This is a genomic window from Shewanella sp. MBTL60-007 (genome assembly GCF_019654915.1).
GTDB lineage: Bacteria > Pseudomonadota > Gammaproteobacteria > Enterobacterales > Shewanellaceae > Shewanella.
Genome location: NZ_BPET01000048.1, coordinates 1 through 17,501 on the forward strand (window position 1 = coordinate 1; position 17,501 = coordinate 17,501).

Below are 17,501 nucleotides of genomic sequence, written 5' to 3' on the forward strand. Positions count from 1 at the left end.
AGACCCCGAAGCGTTTCTAAGTTTCCTGACTTAGGCTTTTCTTTATATTGGGAAGCGTACTCTTCAACAAGAATTTCTTTTACTAAATTAATTGTATCGTCTGAAACATCATCAAACGATTGAAGAATTTCTAAAATTGGTTTTTCTGGTAGAGCTATTTCTTTACCGCTATTGAGCTTGGATTTTCTTTCCTTACCGACATCCCTCGTCGTGTAAAAGCCCAAATATACGCTGTTGCTGGTGCGAAATTGATCTACATAGATGTCATAAAAACTGACCAACGTATTTATAACCGGAGGACTAAAAATTGTGAAATTGCCATTCAAGTCATAATTCTTGTCTTCTTCGAAGTAATTACTGACTTCTCCATCTACAATAGTCTGATGGGAAACATCTTCGAGATTTTCCACCGCAGTAAAAAATACAGTACTTCTATCCTGCTGAATCGTTTGCAGCATGAGCTTAATCGCCCTTATGAGCTGTAATCTAAAGCCTTTGCCAGAGTCTCCAGCTTCCCTATTGATAGTCTCTACTGCCATAAAAAAGTGTCATCTTGATTTAATCTGGCCAATGTACACGATCACTCTTTAAAAGTTAACCCACAGCTATATTTCCTCTGCAAAGTTTGATAGTTCGATGTCCGCTCCTAGCTCAAAACGGAAAACCATATTTTTGGCTCATTAAAGTTAGCTGTTACTGGTCAAGACAGCTAGTCAGAAACACACACGATTCATTCATCTATCTGGCTAATCGCCCTGACGGGGATCTTTAGCATGTTAGCTCTATGAAATTTTCTGGAGCTGACAATGAGAACCCCCTTGTTCCCTTGGTTCATCCTATGGGTGACCATCCCAATCATTATTTTCTTGCTATTCATCTTGCCCGCCCATGCCAGTGATGGACCATTCTATCAGCGTGGTCAGGAAGGCTGGTTTTGGTATCAGGTTATTCCTGAACCTGAGCAGCCTGATGAGCTGATAGAGCCGGAAACTGGTGTCGTGGAGTCCAGTCAGAGCGAACTAAAGCCCTTCAGTGCCGCATGGTTCCGAGAGCATATGCAATCGTTCATGGACAAGGCAATTGATGAGCCGACGAATGAGAACGTCAGAGCCTATCTGTATCTCCAGCGCGTCATGATGGATAAGGGCTCACAGTTTGCTGATGTTAGTCAGCAGGTGGTCATGGGCGATCCTGTTTTGGATGAAATCAGTCGCAGACCCTTGGCGACCTATGCTGCCAATCGGATGGATCGAGAAGCTGGCGCTCAACGTGATGTAGCTTTAGGTGAAGTAGCGAAGCGGGCTGGTTTGTTCTTTTTCTATCGTTCGGATTGCCCTTATTGCCATGCTCAAGCGCCTATCATCGAATCTATGGCCTTGAACTATGGGTTCGAGGTGTTTGCTATTGCTGTCGATGGCTTGCCTTTACCCGGTGGAGAGTTTCCCAATTACAAAGTCGATTCAGGACAAGCCCAATCCTTGTCCGTTACGACTGTCCCTGCCGTGTTCTTAGTTGACCCGCCTAACGTTATTACTCCGATTGGACAAGGCGCAATGAGCCTTGATGAGCTCAATAATCGAATCATTCTCGCAGCCCATCAAGCCGGTTGGATTGACGATCAAACTTACTATGCCACCAGACCTGTTCAACCCGGCGTGTCACTCGCGATGTCAGCCCAAGAGCTTAACGAAAAGATATTACAGGACCCTGAGTTCCTTGTTCGCTATCTGCGTGCACAAGGAGGGTTATAACAATGAAAAAAGTAATCCGAGTATCGCTAATCGCCTGTGCGATTGGTTTTTCATCTATGAGCCAAGCAAGCTTGCAACAGGAGATGAACCAGTTGTTTGGTTCAATGACCAACACCACTGCGCCTGGTGTATTCGAGAGTCAGCGGCGTGGCGTTATATCTGGAGGAAGCGTTGTTGTTCGTAACAGGATCATGAACGAGAACCTCGTCTCTATGGTGCCACCGTCATTCCAAGCCGGTTGTGGCGGCATTGATATGTTCGCGGGAAGTTTGTCATTTGTTAACGCGGATCAGTTTGTTCAATTACTTCGCTCTGTTGCTGCAAACGCCAAAGGATATGCATTCCAATTGGCGCTCAGTGCTATGTGTGAGAAATGCTCCCAGCACATGGAGACACTGCAAAAGAAAATCCAGCAGTTGAACGAATATTTTGGCAATTCCTGTCAAATGGCTCAGGGAGTCGTGAACGATACCCTAGCTGCTTTTGGTAAGAAGGGGCAAACAGAGGCCAGCATGTTGAGCTCACTTAAAGGGGCTGGAGACATTTTTACCAGTTGGAGTGAATCCAATGGTAAGAACCCATATGAGAACGCTTCGAGTGTCGCGGCATCTGATGTGAACAAAACGATTAAAGGTAATTTGGTTTGGCGAGCATTGAAACGTCACTCGGCATCAAGCTGGTTTGCATCTGGGGATGACCGTTTTCTTGAAGCGGTTATGTCCGTGACGGGCTCGATCATCGTTGGTGATTTAGCGAATGCGGCTGATGGTCAAGGTAAAGCCCCAAAACTGACCAGACTGAATGGCAATAAAGTGACTATTGAACATCTAATTCATGGCGGTAACGTCGCTATGTACCGATGTGACACAGTGACGCAAGACGGTTGTCTGAACCCAATAATCACTAACGTGACTCTTACCGGGTTATCAACTCAGGTAGAAAATTTACTTCTTGGTACAGGTTCTAGTAACGGCATTATTTTTAAGTTTGCTCGAAATACAGGGGCTGCTAGCGCCACCGAAAAGGCTTTTATGACCTCGGCTCCTGCCAGCATTGGGGGCATGATTCGAACTCTTTCTGCATTAAATGAAGGGGCCGCTAGGTCGTTTGCTTCACGAGCGGCACCATTTATTGCTGTTGAGATGGCCCGAGCATTAGTTGAAGACATGCTCAATGCAGCTAGAAGTACCTCCGGTGTGGAAGATCATGCCTATGCGAAGTTATTAACGGAAGACCTTGAACGTGCACGTCGCCAAATCAATGAGGAGTACGCCGCGTTGCAGCGAAGATACGGCTCAGAGCAAGAGTTGCTGGCACATTTTAACCAGGTGATACAGACCATTCGCAAACAGCGTTATTACACCGTTAAATCTACGGCGCTGGGGGAATAGGTCATGTGGGAAATCTATTCCATCGGGGATTCGGCTTTTTTAGAGCAGGTCCTGAACGCTGTCGCGATGATCACTGGTACAGGCGATTTTACTTCAATGGTTCGCATTGGCTTGCTCATTGGGGTATTGATGGTCTCTGTCCAGGCCTTAATGCAAGGCGGTCGTGGGATTAACTTTCAACACGTTTTAGTCTCATGGCTAGTCTTTGCAACCATGTTTGGACCCAGTACCCGAGTGAGCATTGAGGATGCGTACACCGGACAAGTTCGAGTGGTTGATAATGTGCCCATCGGTGTTGCTGCCGCAGGTAGTACGATTTCGACTGTTGGCTTTCAAATCACGCGATTGTTTGAAACCGCCTTCTCAACTCCCGCGATGACGGAATACGGCTTTGCATCCAGTTTACAGTCACTGATTAAAGTGAGAAAACAGGTGATGGATCGCTCTGGGTTGGGTGATGCAAATCGTGTCGGCGGCTCGGACATCGAGCAATCGTGGTTTAACTACATCAAAGAGTGCACCTTGATTGGTATCGACATCGGCCAAAAGAACCTCGATCAGGTGCTGAGTGATCCTAACCCGATGACAGCGATTAGGTTTGATTCGCGCATTTATGGCACTCGAATCATGCTCAGTGGTAGCAGTAGCGATCTGGACTGCACCGATGCCTATAGCCAACTGAAACTCATGACAGAATCAACCTTCATTCCAAGGCTTAAACAGGTTCTGTCAGCCTCATTGGGGACTTCGTCAGCAACGGACACTGATGACGTGATCCGAAATGCACTGAATAACCTTGGTTTGGCTTCGGTTAACACCCAAGAGTATATGACCGCGTCAGTGCTTTTGCCTATTTATGAGCAAAGCGTGACGGGCAAGTATATGGATGATCAAGCTTTCACCGCAGCCGTTATGGTTAACCAAGCGATTGAGCAGCGTAATACGCAATGGGCGGCGGAGCAGACCCTGTTCCAGAGTATCGTTCGTCCGATGATGACGTTTTTTGAGGGGTTCATTTACGCCATCACCCCATTGATGGCCTTTGTGATAGCCCTTGGCCAAATCGGGATGCGAATGGCTGGGAAGTACTTGTTAATCCTGCTTTGGATTCAACTTTGGATGCCTGTCATGGCCATCATTAACCTGTATATTCATTTAACCGTTGCAGGGAAAATGTCTGCTCTTGATGCCTTTGCAGGTACAGAAGTGCCATCTTTTGCTGGGATGATGCAGATGGATTCAGTGCTGCAAACCTGGATAGCTACTGGCGGCATGTTGGCGTCGAGTGTTCCGGCGATTTCGCTCATGCTCGTTTATGGCTCAGCAATAACCGCTACCCACTTGGCTGGGCGTCTACAAAACGGTGATGCCATTGATGAAAAGCTGGCAAGTCCAGATGTCGCGAAAAATGCCCCGGTAATGCAATCACAGTCAATGTTCCAAAATTCAGCCCTCACTGGTTCTGCTATGACCGGCGCGTCAAACCTACTAAGCAGTTTCTCTGTCGGAAACGCAGTGGGTTCAATGGTCGGCTCTGCAAAAGAATCCATGACTCAGGCAACTCAAGCCTTTAGCCGTCAGGTTGGCAATACCATGAGTCGAACCTTTGGTGAAAAGCTAAGTTACGACAACCTTTCTTCGGTTGGACGTCAGATTGGTTCTTCTAACTCCGCATCTAGCGCCGTTGTTAATCAGGTTACTGATGACCTGCAAACTCGGTATGGTTTTGGAGACGATAAAAAAGATGCTGTACGTGGCTTGGTATCGGGCGTGCTATCGGGAGGCCTAAGGGTCGGTGGCGATGGAACCATTACTAATCCCGGTGAGAAAGAAGTTGCTGATAAGGGCTTTCTTGGAAGGCTTCTTGGTACTGGCGGCAATGATTCTCCACAGGGCAACTTGCCAGGAGTCGATAAGCCAGACTCATCTCGTGTACCAAAACTATCAAGGGTACGAGCAGGGCTGGATTTAGGTGGTAACTTTAGTGGCCAAGTTGAGTCGTCAGAAGGCAGTTCTCGATCTACGACCGCAAATACGCTCACTGGGGAGATGCAAAGCTTGGCATTAAGTGATTCACGACGTGCTGAGTATCGCGATGCGATGGTTAAGGACCTTTCAGATTCAAGACGTTCTGGCGTTGAAATGTCGTTGTCTAACCAAGACTATCAGTCACTTCAGAGTTCAGCACAAGACGTTGTCACGGCATCAAATCGCTTTAGTGAGCTTGATCAGGCCAGCTACAGTCTATCAGGACAAAGAAATACTGATGGTGCGACGTTAACCCGATTAGCGGCGGACAATCCTGAAGTCATGGATTATTTAGGTCGCTATATGAACCAGCATGTTGAAGCAGGTAACCGTTTACGTGAAAACCTTCCAATGTATCAGCGCTTGCTACCTGATGATAATCAGGCGTATGTAGCGGCAGCTATGGAGTCTTTAACCTATAGCAACTCTTCAACGCCCGCTGAACGCGACAATGATTATCAAGCTGCAATGACGGTTATGGCCATGGCTACCGGAGCCGATTTACGATCAATTCAGCCGCGCTCAAATGAAGGCTTGTCATCAACTGCACCTACTTTTGGTGGTACTCAAAGCCAAGTTGAATCGGGTGTATTGGGCGGCTACGAGGATGCAGCAACAGTTCAAACTCAGTTCAACGCAGCTCAATCGGCTTACCAAACCAATCTGTCTGGTATAGATGGACAGTTGAATGCGCATCAGCAGCAAGCTCAGCAGGCCGTAGCTACTGACACAAGTACCTATCAATCTGGACTAAACAGTGAAGCTGGATCTCAGTGGCGATCACGCATTATGGCTGATGATAGCGGAGTTTCTGGTGCTGAAATGTTCTTCAACAGCGCCAGTGCTATTGGTGATTTCAGTGGCAAGCATACTGATGCAGCTCTGCATACCTTGAATCACTTTGGCGAAGACTATGAGAGTTACAAAGAACAAGCGCTTGAAGATCCTGGCTCACGAGGTTTCTTGCACAACGCAACGGTGGCCAGCAAATCAACCTGGGATGGGTTAAAAGCCGCCGTTGATGCCGGAACCTCTTTGGAAAATCCATTGACGGCGTTTAATGATGCATACAGTGGATCGAGTTCGCAGTATGCCTCCGAAGTAAACTGGGGCACTAAGTCTGAAGCCATGTTGGCGGGGGCATTTGGTGCGGCAGTTAACAATCGATATGGTGAGTTCTTAGAACAGTATGCCGATGATTTCAAACAGGAAGCATACAGCGAAGGGCAGAGAATGGGATTGACCCCGATTCAAAGTCAAGTGTTCGCTCAAGCTTTCAATGAAGGTTTGGCGGGACGCGTATTCAACTCTGAAGACTCATCGAGTTGGTCGCCTGAAATGCTAGGTCTAAGGGAGCAAATGCTAAATGAGTATCGTCAAAAGGATGAGAGTGGCGCTTACATCCCTGACAGTGTGTCTGAAGAAGATAAAGCATTTGTGGATAAGCAGATAGCGGTGATCTCAAATGCATCGCTTGCGGGAGATTATGCTCAGAACAACTTGATCGATATTAGGGCTTATAACCAGGCATCAGGAAGGAACTGAAAATAGAAGGTAGCCAGCTTGTGGTTGGCTGGCTATTTTTTTGGCTTTTTGGGATACCTTGGATAAAAGCCATCAAAAAACGAATGGAGCTTATACCAATACCATTTTTCTTCAATGCTCAAAGTTCTACCCGAATCTTTAACTTGGCTACTCAAGAATCTAATTCCAGTACAAATAGCTAAGAAAGAGAGTCCCAAACCAACAATTGTCCAACTCGCTTGCCAATATGCGATTGCTACAAGCATAGTGATTATGGCTATAAGTCCGATGGGATTACAGGTCGCTTTGAAACCCAAGTAGCTGAAAAAAACGACGGTGCAGAACAGAAATGGCAAAGCCGCTAACTTGGCAGATGCCGTTAATATTTCTGAAGGAAAGAAATGAGCCGCAGCCAAAGTCGCCAGAAAAAGCCCCAGTGATATAAACCAGCAGCGTGCTGGTAAAGATTTAAGTAAGTTTGTCATCTTCTTAGTACTCTCAAAGTGCACGGGAGGTGCACAATCAAATCATGCATCTGCATGTTAGTTCTCAAAAAGTGCTCTAGTGGTTTGCTCGGCCATAATCTCACACACAGGACATTTAAGCTGAATGCGCTGTTGTGATACCGTCAAATACAGACTGCCGCATCGACACCGGTGTAAGGATGCAAGCTGTGATCTTAAATCACGAGCTAGAACCCAACCTTCATTGATGGTCAGTTTTTTCCAGGGGATCTCAGCTGGAAGATCTGCTTCTTTTCTTGCAACCAAATACGCATCGTAAGCCTTCATCAAAGCATCGATATTTAATTGCTTGTAGACATTATCACCACCAATATTGACATAAAGCGCCATAAGCAGGGAGCCTTCAACTAATGCTCTTCTGCTTTTGACGATGGCATCAGATTCTGGCAATTGACCAGGACAAGGTGACTTGCCAGTCACTTCTTTGTGGAGCCTTCTGATAATGTGGATTGGCAAACCTGTATCGAGCGCGATAATGGTTGTTCGAAATCCGTATTTAATAAGCAGCGAGGCTCGGGTAAATAGCTCACTTTTGGACAGGTTATCAATCATGCATCCCCCTTGTTGTTTAGGGTTGATAATAAATAAGCGATTCTTGGGATACCTGTGCCTTTGCTCTTCACCATCTCAATCAGTTGGCTTTGGTTACCCCTTGGTTGAAACAGCATGAATGATGAGGTCGCCACTCGTTGCAGGTCGTCAACACCAGCATTAATCAGAGCATCAACCACGTCGCGTGTAAGTCCAAAGCGCAAGACGGCCTCTTGCGGATCAATTCGCGCCAATTCTCGTGCTGCGTGTAGGTACGCCAAATTTAATTGATAGAAGTCTTGTTGATTGGTTGTCATTGACGGACCTCCAGTTCATGTAAAATATTGCGATAGATAGAAAGCACTCTTTGCCCATACCAGCGTGCACGCTCTTCGTTCCAACTGTGATAGCGGCCTATGCCAAGCTCTAAATCATTTGGTGAAGACTTGATTGCTTCGGCCAAAATACTTGAGCCGACCGTAAGGTTGGTGATGGGGTCTAGCAGTTCCGCTGCTGAGCTCACCCGATGCCCATGCCAATGCAAATTGATTTGCATAAGGCCAATATCGAGCTGATATTTTTCAGTCTCTTGCAGTGCCTGGTTTAACAGTTGCTCTGCTTCTGTCTTAGATTTGGCGTAGGTTGCGTTTGAACCATTGCGAATTGCGTATGGCCATGGACTGGTCATGTTGAGACCACGATGTGAGGCCGACTCAGCCAAGGCAACGGCGTAGAGCATGACTGGATCAATACCAACGCTATGTGCTGCTTTTTCCCACTGATAGCCCGGAAACGCATAGACTGAAGTGCTTGCGGACATGGCTATCACTAGGGCAATGGTTTTTGCTTTAATCGTTTTCATTTTTGTCCTCTAATTGATTTCCGAGAAGCGCCTGAATGGCTTTCGGGCTTATTCTTTTTAATGGCACTGCGCTAAAGTCGGCGATGCCTCTCGTATAAACTTGTGCCGCTTTTGACCAGTCGCCTACGGCAACCGGCGCTTGCATATCAAATCCTTTTTGCTGGTTCTGATGGTCTGCAATACCCTGTAATAGCCTTGGGTATTCACCCACTTCGTCCCGCAGCAAGTAAGCCTGGTAGCGTGTTAAAAACTCTTTTTGCTTAAAGGGGTATTCCCTGTCATCAACCTTGCAGAGTTCAACCCATCCACCCATGTCTGAAATCACGCGGTGGATAAGCGCATCGTCAAACATCACGGATGTCCAAGCGCCAACCTGACGAACAGCCTTGTCAACTTTGTTCCAAGCAACCATGGCTCTTGAACCTGAGTTGCCGTCGATATGCTTGATGACGTCAGCGGGCTTTGGAAAAAATTGCCCAGTATCCGGTGATTGAATATGCCGAGTCAGACCGATTCGCACTTCTTCAATGCTATAAGCACGAAGGGCTTCAAATGCGATGGATAGCAATTGCGGTGATACGCTTTTGCCATACATGGCCCAAGCTGCTCCCCAAATTTCAGCAAACTCGCGTTTATCAACCTCCTGCACTTGAACGAACCTCCCGAATACCTGGTCCGGCCCAGCTTTCAGCAATGCGGCGATTGCTTTCTTCAATATTCAATTGGTGATTGCTGCCCTTTAGGCTCGTCGATGATTGCTGTACTTCATCAATGCGAACGTACTCGTCTTCCCATTGCCGGTTTAAAAGCCAGTTATGTGGCATAGGGGTCTTAGTCCGATCTTGATACTGCAATCGGTTGTCTCGTTGCTCTTTCCAGCGTGTTAGCACTTCCAAGGCGAGTTCATGGTCTTCATTGAGGCCCATGCGTAGCCATTCTTCTTTGGCTTTCGCTTTTTTTTCTTTGCGTATTTGTACATCCCAGAAGTCTTCAAACTGTATCTGGTCAACAGTTTTAACTGTTGGTTTATTGCTTCTCTCAGAGTCATCCGACCGTTGAGAGTCCCTTACCGGGTTGCCATCAGGCATAAACAATGATGAAAATTCTTCTGGAAGCCGAGCTTGAAAAGCGGCAAGAGATTTCAAAAGCGATGCCATACCAACGAAGTCGGCAGGTACATCTTTAAGCAACCGAAAGGCTGCCTTACCTTGGTTTGGGTTTTCGATTGGGTTGTGCTTCAGAAAGCTTCGAATCAAAGTCCAACCAGATCCCTCGCAACGAATCAGGAACTGATCTTGTTCTAACTCACTTAACGCCTTGGCAACCTGTTGCTCATCCCAGTTCAAGTCAGAAGCAACGTAACCAATCGGCAGTCGAAAGCAGCCAAGCAAATTACAATGTGGGCATGTAAGCAAATACAGTCCTAGCAACTTCGCAGAGTCACTCCAGGACAAAACGTTTTGCTTTAGCCAAAAGCGGGTATAGACCTTGCCATAATCACGCATGGAGGTACTCGCTTCTGTGTTTACGTAAAATGCTGACCATTACTTGCCCTTAATCCTACTGGTTACTGGCTTTCAGCTCGCTTGGGCATTCGGGATAGATGTCCGGTCTTAACTGAGATCGGGTTACCTGTCCTTGCGTAGCTTGTTCGATGGGTAAAACGAATTCAGCGGGAACACGCCCTGATTTATTCAACCAAAACCAGACGTTTTGCTGTTTTGAGTTGATGGCTCTTGCTAATGCTGATTGCCCGCCGACCAAGTCAATGGCACGGCGGAGATGTTTTTGTGTCGTTTTGAACACTTCCATACCGTCTCCTATTACAATAATAACTGTTACAAGATTGAATGTTACAGTTTAAACTGTAGATAAGTCAACAGTTAAAATTGTTGAAAGACTACAGTTTTATTTGTAGAATGCGGGCTTATGAAAACTTTATCCGAACGACTAAACCATGCCTTGCAGCTTACTGGGGTAACTCAGTCTGAGTTGGCTCGTCGCATTGGTATCAAACAGCAGTCGATCAGCCAGATTTGCTCTGGTAAATCGGCTAGGTCTCGTTACACCATGCAGATCGCGGAGGCGCTTCGCGTGAATGCTCATTGGCTCGCCACAGGTGATGGCGAGATTGGCTTGGGGGTCGGTAATGTAGAAGTCGGGCCTGATATTAAGGGAAGAATTCCTCTCATTAACTGGGTTCAGGCCGGTGATTGGACTGAAATAGCGGAGGGATTTGCCCATGAAGATGCTGAGGAGTGGCGTGAAGTCACTGGGAAAGCACATGAGGGTTGTTTCGCACTTCGCGTAAAAGGCGACAGTATGGAAAATCCAAGCGGAAAAAAATCCATACCTGAGGGGGCAGTGATCGTTGTTGATCCTGAGTTACCTTACTCTTCAGGTTCATTGGTTGTTGCGCGTTTGGATGATTCGAAAGAAGCAACCTTTAAGCAGTTGGTTATTGATGGTGAACAGAAGTATCTAAAACCTTTGAACCCGCAATACCCTGCAATACCGATCAACGGCAACTGCACCATCATCGGTGTAGTACGACAAGCTATCATCGATTTCTGGTAGCGAAGGAATTTGTGGTTTAGCCACAGTTGTTCATTAGCTGAAGAAGCAACGATTGCAAACAGCTACAACTGAGCATTGGTGCACGCTGAGAGTAAATGGTAACCGATTAGATAACCATTGATTGTTTATAAAGTCAAGATCAGCGAAAATAGCGGCCAATTACGATTAACACGACGGATTTGACAAGCGAAGAACTGAAAAGAGAGTACTTCCAAAAGTGTGTACAAATCCGTGTACAAACTAAAAGAATTTATACATGGCAAACCAAGATTTTCTTAATGAAATCAATAAGCGAAGGACCTTTGCTATCATCTCTCACCCAGATGCGGGTAAAACCACCATTACTGAAAAGGTTCTTTTATTCGGAAACGCGTTGCAGAAAGCGGGTACGGTAAAAGGCAAAAAGTCAGGTCAGCATGCTAAGTCTGACTGGATGGAGATGGAAAAAGATCGCGGGATCTCGATTACAACCTCTGTAATGCAGTTCCCATATAACGATGCTTTGGTTAACTTGCTTGATACCCCAGGTCACGAAGACTTCTCTGAAGATACTTACCGTACATTAACGGCGGTAGACTCATGCTTGATGGTTATCGACTCGGCGAAAGGTGTTGAGCAACGTACTATTAAGTTAATGGAAGTGACGCGTCTGCGTGATACACCAATCGTGACCTTCATGAACAAACTTGACCGTGATATTCGTGACCCAATCGAATTGATGGACGAAGTTGAAGAAGTTCTCAATATTGCCTGTGCTCCTATTACTTGGCCAATTGGTGCGGGTAAAGAGTTTAAAGGTGTTTACCACCTATTGCGCGATGAAGTTATTCTTTATCAAAGCGGTATGGGCCATACCATTCAAGAATCTCGTATCATTAAAGGGCTTAATAACCCAGAACTTGACGAAGCGATTGGCAGTTACGCTGCCGATATTCGTGACGAGATGGAACTGGTTGTTGGCGCATCACACGAATTCGATCATGAATTGTTCTTAAAAGGCGAGTTGACGCCAGTTTATTTTGGTACTGCATTAGGTAATTTTGGTGTTGACCATATCCTTGACGGTATCGTTGAGTGGGCTCCGACACCACAGCCTCGTGAAACCGAAGCCCGTGATGTACAGCCAGAAGAAGAAAAATTCAGTGGTTTCGTATTTAAGATCCAAGCAAACATGGATCCTAAACACCGTGACCGCGTAGCCTTTATGCGAATCTGTTCAGGTCGTTACGAACAGGGCATGAAGATGCACCATGTGCGTCTAGGTAAAGATGTGAACGTCAGCGATGCGTTAACCTTTATGGCGGGTGATCGTAACCGTGCTGAAGCTGCATATCCTGGCGATATTATTGGTCTTCATAACCACGGTACTATCCGTATAGGTGATACGTTCACCCAAGGCGAGAAACTTCGCTTTACTGGTGTGCCTAACTTCGCGCCTGAGATGTTCCGTCGTATTCGCCTAAAAGACCCATTAAAGCAAAAGCAGCTGCTTAAAGGTCTTGTACAGCTTTCTGAAGAGGGCGCAGTACAGGTATTTAGACCTCTCGATAGCAACGACTTAATTGTAGGTGCCGTAGGTGTGCTGCAGTTTGAAGTGGTTGTCGGCCGTCTAAAGACCGAATATAAGGTTGAGGCTATTTACGAAGCGATTAGCGTTGCGACTGCCCGTTGGGTTTACTGTGACGATCATAAGAAACTGGACGAGTTTACCCGTAAGTGTAGCCAAAACTTAGCTTTAGACGGTGGTGATAACCTGACTTATATTGCGCCTACTATGGTTAACCTCAATCTTTCGATGGAACGTTATCCTGATATTGAGTTCGCTAAGACACGCGAAAACTAAACTAGTATTCGCTAAGGGATCCATCGCTAAAACCCCAGGCATTGCCTGGGGTTTTGTTTTTTATTAACCCAAGTCAGCATAAGCGGCTGCTTGACTCATGGCGGTTTTTGGCAAGCAGTTTCAAGGCAGTAGCGGAAAGAATGCTTGTCCGCAATAAACGTTTCAGAATAGCGAGCTTCAGGCCCACAGTGCATTCACTAAACTTGTAAATTCTTATACTGATTGGTATTAGCTTAGGTACCTTGCACTTATATCGAAAGGGCTTATAAACTCAAGGGTAAAGGAGGGCGTATATGAAGTTTATAAAAAATGTCTGGGCTAAGTACATTCAGTGGTGTGATGCTATGGGCTTAACGCCTGAGAATCGCCGCAGCTGCGCGCCGCGTTTATCAGAACCGGAACTGACTAGTATTAAGTTGAGGGCTGAGGCACAACCAAGTCCTTTACCCGAAGGCGCTGCTAAGCGTGAACTTAACGGAAAATAAAGGCGAAATGATGCAAGCCATTATCGACAGCCACGCTCATTTAGATTTTCCTGAGTTTGATCTAGACCGTGGCTCCTTATACGCGCAGATGCATAGCTTAGGGATCAGTCAGGTTGTGATCCCCGGCGTTTCGGCCGATAAATGGCAAAACCAGATTGCCATTGCCAAGCGGTACGGCAGTTACTTTTCATTAGGGGTGCATCCTTGGTATTGTGAAAATGCCTCAGCTAAGGATATGACTGACTTAAAGAGCTTACTTGAAGCGCATAAAGATGATGCCAGCTTAGTCGGCGTGGGTGAATGCGGGCTCGATAAGTTACATAAAAGTAATTTCACTACACAAATGAAGCTTTTCAAAGCTCAAATCTGTCTAGCTAAAGAGTTTGATCTACCTCTCATTATACATTGCGTTAAAGCTCATGAAGAAACGCTAAATTTGCTTAAAAGTGAGGCTCCGCGTAGGAAAGGGGTCATTCATGGCTTTTATGGTGGCCCTCAATTGGCTATGGGATATGTTAAATTGGGTTACAAGTTGGGTATAGGTGGGTTGTTACTCAATGATAATGCACCTAAGTTACAACAAACCGTGGCCGAATTACCGTTAGAATCCTTCATTGTTGAAACAGATTCACCTGCGATGGCGCCAAAAAATAGGCAAAATATTCGTAACTCGCCGCTAATTTTGCCTGAAATCCTCAAAAAAATGGCAAATTTACAAAAAAAATCCCCCGTTCTTATTTCAGAACAGATGTTTTCTAATGTTACGCAACTCTTTGACCTTTAGTTTTTTTCTGTTTAAACAGATGTATGTCGCACCAAAAATTCCAACAAAATCATTGAAATAAAACCTCAAAAATTTGATCAATACGACGCTTTTAGCGACGTGGTCGGGTATAATCGGTCTCGTAGGAAAAGGTTGGTTAACAACATAATTAAAAAGTATTAACAATAGGGTGATGGTTAATGGATATTTTAATGAGTTTAGTAGGGGTGGTCACCCTACTAGCGATAGCCTTCGGGTTATCAAACAATAGAAAAGCAATTAACAAGCGTACCGTATTTGGTGCATTGGCAATTCAAGCCGCTTTCGGTGGTTTCGTATTGTATGTTCCAGTCGGTAAAGACATTCTGAAAAGTGTGTCTGACGCAGTATCTAGTGTAATTGGATACGCACAAAACGGTATTGGTTTCTTATTCGGTGATCTAGCTAACTTTAAAGTTGGCTTTATTTTTGCCATTAACGTACTACCTGTCATCGTTTTCTTCTCTTCTCTAATCGCAGTTCTTTACTATTTAGGCATCATGCAGTGGATCATCCGTATTATCGGTGGTGGTCTACAAAAAGCACTTGGCACAAGTCGTACAGAGTCTATGTCTGCTACAGCGAACATCTTCGTTGGTCAAACTGAAGCGCCATTAGTTGTTCGTCCGTTCATTGCGACGATGACTAACTCTGAACTATTTGCCATCATGGTGGGTGGTCTTGCATCTATCGCTGGTTCAGTTCTAGCTGGTTATGCGCAGATGGGTGTACCAATTGAGTATCTAGTTGCCGCTTCATTCATGGCAGCACCAGGTGGTCTATTAATGGCTAAACTGATGCACCCTGAAACAGAAGAAGCTAAGAACGACATGAGTGACTTACCAGAAGATCCTGATAAGCCAGCTAACGTTCTTGACGCTGCAGCTGCAGGTGCTTCATCTGGTATGCACCTAGCACTTAACGTTGGTGCAATGCTTCTAGCATTCGTTGGTTTGATCGCTATGATCAACGGCATCATCGGTGGTGTTGGCGGATGGTTCGGTATGGAGAACCTAACGCTAGAATTGATTCTAGGTTACATCTTCATGCCGCTAGCATTCCTTATCGGTGTACCTTGGAACGAAGCGCTTGTAGCAGGTTCTTTCATCGGTCAGAAGATTGTTGTTAACGAATTCGTTGCTTACCTAAACTTTGCTCCATACCTAAAAGATCTAGCCGATGGCGGTATGGTAGTAGCTGAGACGGGTGTAGCGATGACTGACCGTACTAAAGCGATTATCTCTTTCGCTCTATGTGGTTTCGCTAACTTATCTTCAATCGCGATTCTACTTGGTGGTCTAGGTGCAATGGCTCCTACTCGTCGCCACGACTTAGCTAAGCTTGGTATCCGCGCGGTTATCGCTGGTTCTCTAGCTAACTTAATGAGTGCAACCATCGCGGGTCTATTCCTAGCGTTGTAAGCCTCTTTTAGACTGAGCCTATATGGCTCAGTCTTTGTTTTAGCTCTAGTCAAGTTAAAACAAATGTAAGCCTATCGTTTTCTAAACCAAATGTTCGTTGAAATGATCAATAACTAGGATTAGGGGTTGTTTCGACTTAAAAACAACAATAAGAGTGATAAAGCAGTATTTACTGCCTTGAAATCACAAAGGTTGTTTGAATGTTAAAACTTAGTGTTCGCATTTTTACATTAATCATGTTGATGTTTGACGTAAATAAAGTAAAATGCGCGCCATAAAAAAGAAACGCTGACTCTTCAATAAAGAGGAGCAGCAAACCATAAATAGAAATGGGGTTGATGATGAAAAACGTTAAAACTTTAGCACTAGCTGCTACAGCAGTTGCTGCAACTATGTCTGCACCTACATTCGCTGCTGACCGCTCTGACCTACGCGCTGGCGACTACAGCTGGATGCAGTTCAACGCGATGTACGCTGTAAACGAACTTCCACGTTCTGACGCTGATGACGGCGGACACGATTACCTAGAAATGGAATTCGGTGGCCGCGCTGGTATCGTTGACCTATACGGTTATGTTGACGTGTTCAACCTAACAACTAGCAGCTCTGGTGACAAAGCTACTGGTACTGATAAGAGCAGAATGTTCATGAAGTTTGCTCCTCGTTTCTCTATCGATGCGATGACAGGCTGGGATCTATCTGCTGGTCCAATCCAAGAAGTTTACTTCTCTACTCTATTCAACTGGGGTGGCGGTGTTATCGGTGAAGACGTTAACGCTTCATTCTGGGGTATCGGTGCTGACGTTATGGTTCCATGGTTAGGTAAAACTGGCATGAACCTATACGCTCACTATGACATGAACCGTAAAGACTGGAACGGTTACCAGTTCTCTATGAACTGGTTCAAGCCTGTTGTTAACTTCGACAACGGTACTTTCATCTCTTTCCAAGGTTATGTTGATTACCAGTTCGGTGGTGATGACTCTTGGGGTGATGAGTTCGTACCAATGAGCTCAAGCGGTGGTGCTGCTTACTTCGGTGCTCACTGGCATTCAGAGAACTACGCTCTAGGTTATGGTCTAAAAGCTTACCAAGACGTATACCTACTTGAAGACGGTGCTGGTATCGTAGGTCTAGAAACTACAGGTTTCGCACACTACTTCACAGCTACTTACAAGTTCTAAGCATTAGCTTAAACCTTGTGAGTCTATGTCAGAGCCGCGAATTTCGCGGCTCTATCTAACTTCCACTCACTGCCACGTTCATCATTAAAATTTAATTTCAGCTTTTGGTCAGCTAAATAGCGAACGGTAATACAAAGGTGTTAGTTTTTACTTAAGCATCAGCTATATTTATTATGCTCACGAAAGTGGGTTTAGTTAACAAGCTTGTTTAGGTAAGTATTGACTACTCTTCTCTAATAAAAATCGACATAAGAGAAGTTACAGTAAAAGTTACAATAGATTTATTACGCGCTAAAACGGATTTTTCGCGGAAAGGCAGAAATAGCAGTTTCAATCTCCCTTCCCGGTCTTCATGGATTCAAGTCGTGACACTAGTGTCAGGATGGTTGCGCTCATTGGAGTTAACAACGTTGGATACCTGAATAGTATTTTTGTGTCTAGAGTCTGTAAGAACCTAGGCATATATTCGGCAATGCCCGAAGGCCCGGCCCATAACTATAATCAAAATAAGCCAGTTCAAGGCATCGCCGTGCGGTAATTTTCTGTTTTAAATTAATAATTTGAATCTTTCTCGGAGA

Annotated in this window: 17 protein-coding genes; 9 read left to right on the forward strand and 8 right to left on the reverse strand. The window is 45.4% G+C overall.

The genetic code is table 11. The features are described from left to right. The coding region (locus K5Q92_RS17085; protein ID WP_220770134.1) for a hypothetical protein at nt 1–539 on the reverse strand (539 nt) is incomplete at its 3' end. A gap of 267 nt (nt 540–806) precedes the next feature. Here K5Q92_RS17085 and K5Q92_RS17090 point away from each other — a divergent pair. Genes K5Q92_RS17090 through K5Q92_RS17100 form a run of 3 tightly spaced genes read left to right on the forward strand, consistent with a single transcriptional unit; the run spans nt 807 to nt 6,715 of the window. Beyond that, nucleotides 807–1,751, forward strand: coding sequence for a thioredoxin family protein (locus K5Q92_RS17090; RefSeq protein WP_024015935.1), 945 nt, complete (start codon nt 807–809; stop codon nt 1,749–1,751). A 2-nt stretch (nt 1,752–1,753) separates the two neighbouring features. After that, nucleotides 1,754–3,142: a conjugal transfer protein TraH gene (locus tag K5Q92_RS17095; protein WP_024015936.1), complete on the forward strand. Its 1,389-nt coding sequence runs from the start codon at nt 1,754–1,756 to the stop codon at nt 3,140–3,142. 3 nt (nt 3,143–3,145) lie between these two features. Continuing rightward, complete coding sequence (locus tag K5Q92_RS17100) at nt 3,146–6,715, forward strand: conjugal transfer protein TraG N-terminal domain-containing protein (RefSeq protein WP_064497034.1); 3,570 nt, start codon at nt 3,146–3,148, stop codon at nt 6,713–6,715. A gap of 32 nt (nt 6,716–6,747) precedes the next feature. Here the strand turns inward: K5Q92_RS17100 and eexS are convergent, their stop codons facing one another. Genes eexS through K5Q92_RS17135 form a run of 7 tightly spaced genes read right to left on the reverse strand, consistent with a single transcriptional unit; the run spans nt 6,748 to nt 10,423 of the window. After that, nucleotides 6,748–7,179, reverse strand: coding sequence for an entry exclusion protein EexS (eexS, locus tag K5Q92_RS17105; RefSeq protein WP_024015938.1), 432 nt, complete (start codon nt 7,177–7,179; stop codon nt 6,748–6,750). A gap of 57 nt (nt 7,180–7,236) precedes the next feature. Continuing rightward, entirely contained in the window at nt 7,237–7,770 is a 534-nt protein-coding gene (locus K5Q92_RS17110; RefSeq protein ID WP_000566755.1) for a FlhC family transcriptional regulator, read from the reverse strand. Then, nucleotides 7,767–8,066 (reverse strand): flagellar transcriptional regulator FlhD, encoded by a 300-nt coding sequence (locus K5Q92_RS17115; RefSeq protein ID WP_000210563.1) that lies wholly within the window; start codon nt 8,064–8,066, stop codon nt 7,767–7,769. The genes K5Q92_RS17110 and K5Q92_RS17115 overlap by 4 nt, the downstream gene beginning before the upstream one ends. Beyond that, a complete protein-coding gene (locus K5Q92_RS17120; RefSeq protein ID WP_024015939.1) occupies nt 8,063–8,611 on the reverse strand; it encodes a lytic transglycosylase domain-containing protein in 549 nt (182 codons plus the stop codon). The genes K5Q92_RS17115 and K5Q92_RS17120 overlap by 4 nt, the downstream gene beginning before the upstream one ends. Further along, a complete protein-coding gene (locus tag K5Q92_RS17125) occupies nt 8,598–9,260 on the reverse strand; it encodes a DUF6475 domain-containing protein (protein ID WP_024015940.1) in 663 nt (220 codons plus the stop codon). Before K5Q92_RS17125 ends, K5Q92_RS17120 begins: the two co-directional genes overlap by 14 nt. Next, nucleotides 9,247–10,116 carry a hypothetical protein gene (locus K5Q92_RS17130; RefSeq protein ID WP_024015941.1) on the reverse strand — a complete coding sequence of 290 codons (870 nt, stop codon included), beginning with the start codon at nt 10,114–10,116 and terminating at the stop codon, nt 9,247–9,249. Before K5Q92_RS17130 ends, K5Q92_RS17125 begins: the two co-directional genes overlap by 14 nt. A 55-nt stretch (nt 10,117–10,171) precedes the next feature. After that, entirely contained in the window at nt 10,172–10,423 is a 252-nt protein-coding gene (locus K5Q92_RS17135; RefSeq protein WP_024015942.1) for a helix-turn-helix domain-containing protein, read from the reverse strand. Nucleotides 10,424–10,540: 117 nt separating this feature from the next. On the opposite strand from K5Q92_RS17135, the gene K5Q92_RS17140 reads away from it, so the two are divergent. The 6 genes from K5Q92_RS17140 to K5Q92_RS17165 all read left to right on the forward strand — a co-directional run bounded on the left by K5Q92_RS17140 (nt 10,541) and on the right by K5Q92_RS17165 (nt 16,923). Further along, entirely contained in the window at nt 10,541–11,188 is a 648-nt protein-coding gene (locus tag K5Q92_RS17140; RefSeq protein ID WP_000854920.1) for a LexA family transcriptional regulator, read from the forward strand. Between the two features lie 256 nt (nt 11,189–11,444). Further along, a complete protein-coding gene (gene prfC, locus K5Q92_RS17145) occupies nt 11,445–13,031 on the forward strand; it encodes a peptide chain release factor 3 (RefSeq protein ID WP_220770135.1) in 1,587 nt (528 codons plus the stop codon). Between the two features lie 293 nt (nt 13,032–13,324). Continuing rightward, nucleotides 13,325–13,516, forward strand: a complete 192-nt coding sequence (locus K5Q92_RS17150) for a hypothetical protein (protein WP_220770162.1) — start codon at nt 13,325–13,327, stop codon at nt 13,514–13,516. Nucleotides 13,517–13,526: 10 nt separating this feature from the next. Then, the gene (locus K5Q92_RS17155; protein ID WP_220770160.1) at nt 13,527–14,300 is read left to right on the forward strand and encodes a TatD family hydrolase; all 774 of its coding nucleotides are present in this window, start codon (nt 13,527–13,529) and stop codon (nt 14,298–14,300) included. Nucleotides 14,301–14,479: 179 nt separating this feature from the next. After that, nucleotides 14,480–15,739 carry a NupC/NupG family nucleoside CNT transporter gene (locus K5Q92_RS17160; protein WP_220770136.1) on the forward strand — a complete coding sequence of 420 codons (1,260 nt, stop codon included), beginning with the start codon at nt 14,480–14,482 and terminating at the stop codon, nt 15,737–15,739. Nucleotides 15,740–16,080: 341 nt separating this feature from the next. Further along, nucleotides 16,081–16,923 (forward strand): outer membrane protein OmpK, encoded by an 843-nt coding sequence (locus K5Q92_RS17165; protein ID WP_220770137.1) that lies wholly within the window; start codon nt 16,081–16,083, stop codon nt 16,921–16,923. Nucleotides 16,924–17,501 lie beyond the last annotated feature (578 nt).

Excerpts from the sequence above, each read along its gene's own strand:
- K5Q92_RS17110 (WP_000566755.1), bottom strand. The coding sequence starts at position 7,770 with ATGATTGATAACCTGTCCAAAAGTGAGCTATTTACCCGAGCCTCGCTG.
- K5Q92_RS17100 (WP_064497034.1), top strand. The coding sequence starts at position 3,146 with ATGTGGGAAATCTATTCCATCGGGGATTCGGCTTTTTTAGAGCAGGTC.
- eexS (WP_024015938.1), bottom strand. The coding sequence starts at position 7,179 with ATGACAAACTTACTTAAATCTTTACCAGCACGCTGCTGGTTTATATCA.
- K5Q92_RS17095 (WP_024015936.1), top strand. The coding sequence starts at position 1,754 with ATGAAAAAAGTAATCCGAGTATCGCTAATCGCCTGTGCGATTGGTTTT.
- K5Q92_RS17165 (WP_220770137.1), top strand. The coding sequence starts at position 16,081 with ATGAAAAACGTTAAAACTTTAGCACTAGCTGCTACAGCAGTTGCTGCA.
- K5Q92_RS17150 (WP_220770162.1), top strand. The coding sequence starts at position 13,325 with ATGAAGTTTATAAAAAATGTCTGGGCTAAGTACATTCAGTGGTGTGAT.
- K5Q92_RS17135 (WP_024015942.1), bottom strand. The coding sequence starts at position 10,423 with ATGGAAGTGTTCAAAACGACACAAAAACATCTCCGCCGTGCCATTGAC.
- prfC (WP_220770135.1), top strand. The coding sequence starts at position 11,445 with ATGGCAAACCAAGATTTTCTTAATGAAATCAATAAGCGAAGGACCTTT.
- K5Q92_RS17160 (WP_220770136.1), top strand. The coding sequence starts at position 14,480 with ATGGATATTTTAATGAGTTTAGTAGGGGTGGTCACCCTACTAGCGATA.
- K5Q92_RS17090 (WP_024015935.1), top strand. The coding sequence starts at position 807 with ATGAGAACCCCCTTGTTCCCTTGGTTCATCCTATGGGTGACCATCCCA.
- K5Q92_RS17130 (WP_024015941.1), bottom strand. The coding sequence starts at position 10,116 with ATGCGTGATTATGGCAAGGTCTATACCCGCTTTTGGCTAAAGCAAAAC.
- K5Q92_RS17155 (WP_220770160.1), top strand. The coding sequence starts at position 13,527 with ATGCAAGCCATTATCGACAGCCACGCTCATTTAGATTTTCCTGAGTTT.
- K5Q92_RS17120 (WP_024015939.1), bottom strand. The coding sequence starts at position 8,611 with ATGAAAACGATTAAAGCAAAAACCATTGCCCTAGTGATAGCCATGTCC.
- K5Q92_RS17140 (WP_000854920.1), top strand. The coding sequence starts at position 10,541 with ATGAAAACTTTATCCGAACGACTAAACCATGCCTTGCAGCTTACTGGG.
- K5Q92_RS17115 (WP_000210563.1), bottom strand. The coding sequence starts at position 8,066 with ATGACAACCAATCAACAAGACTTCTATCAATTAAATTTGGCGTACCTA.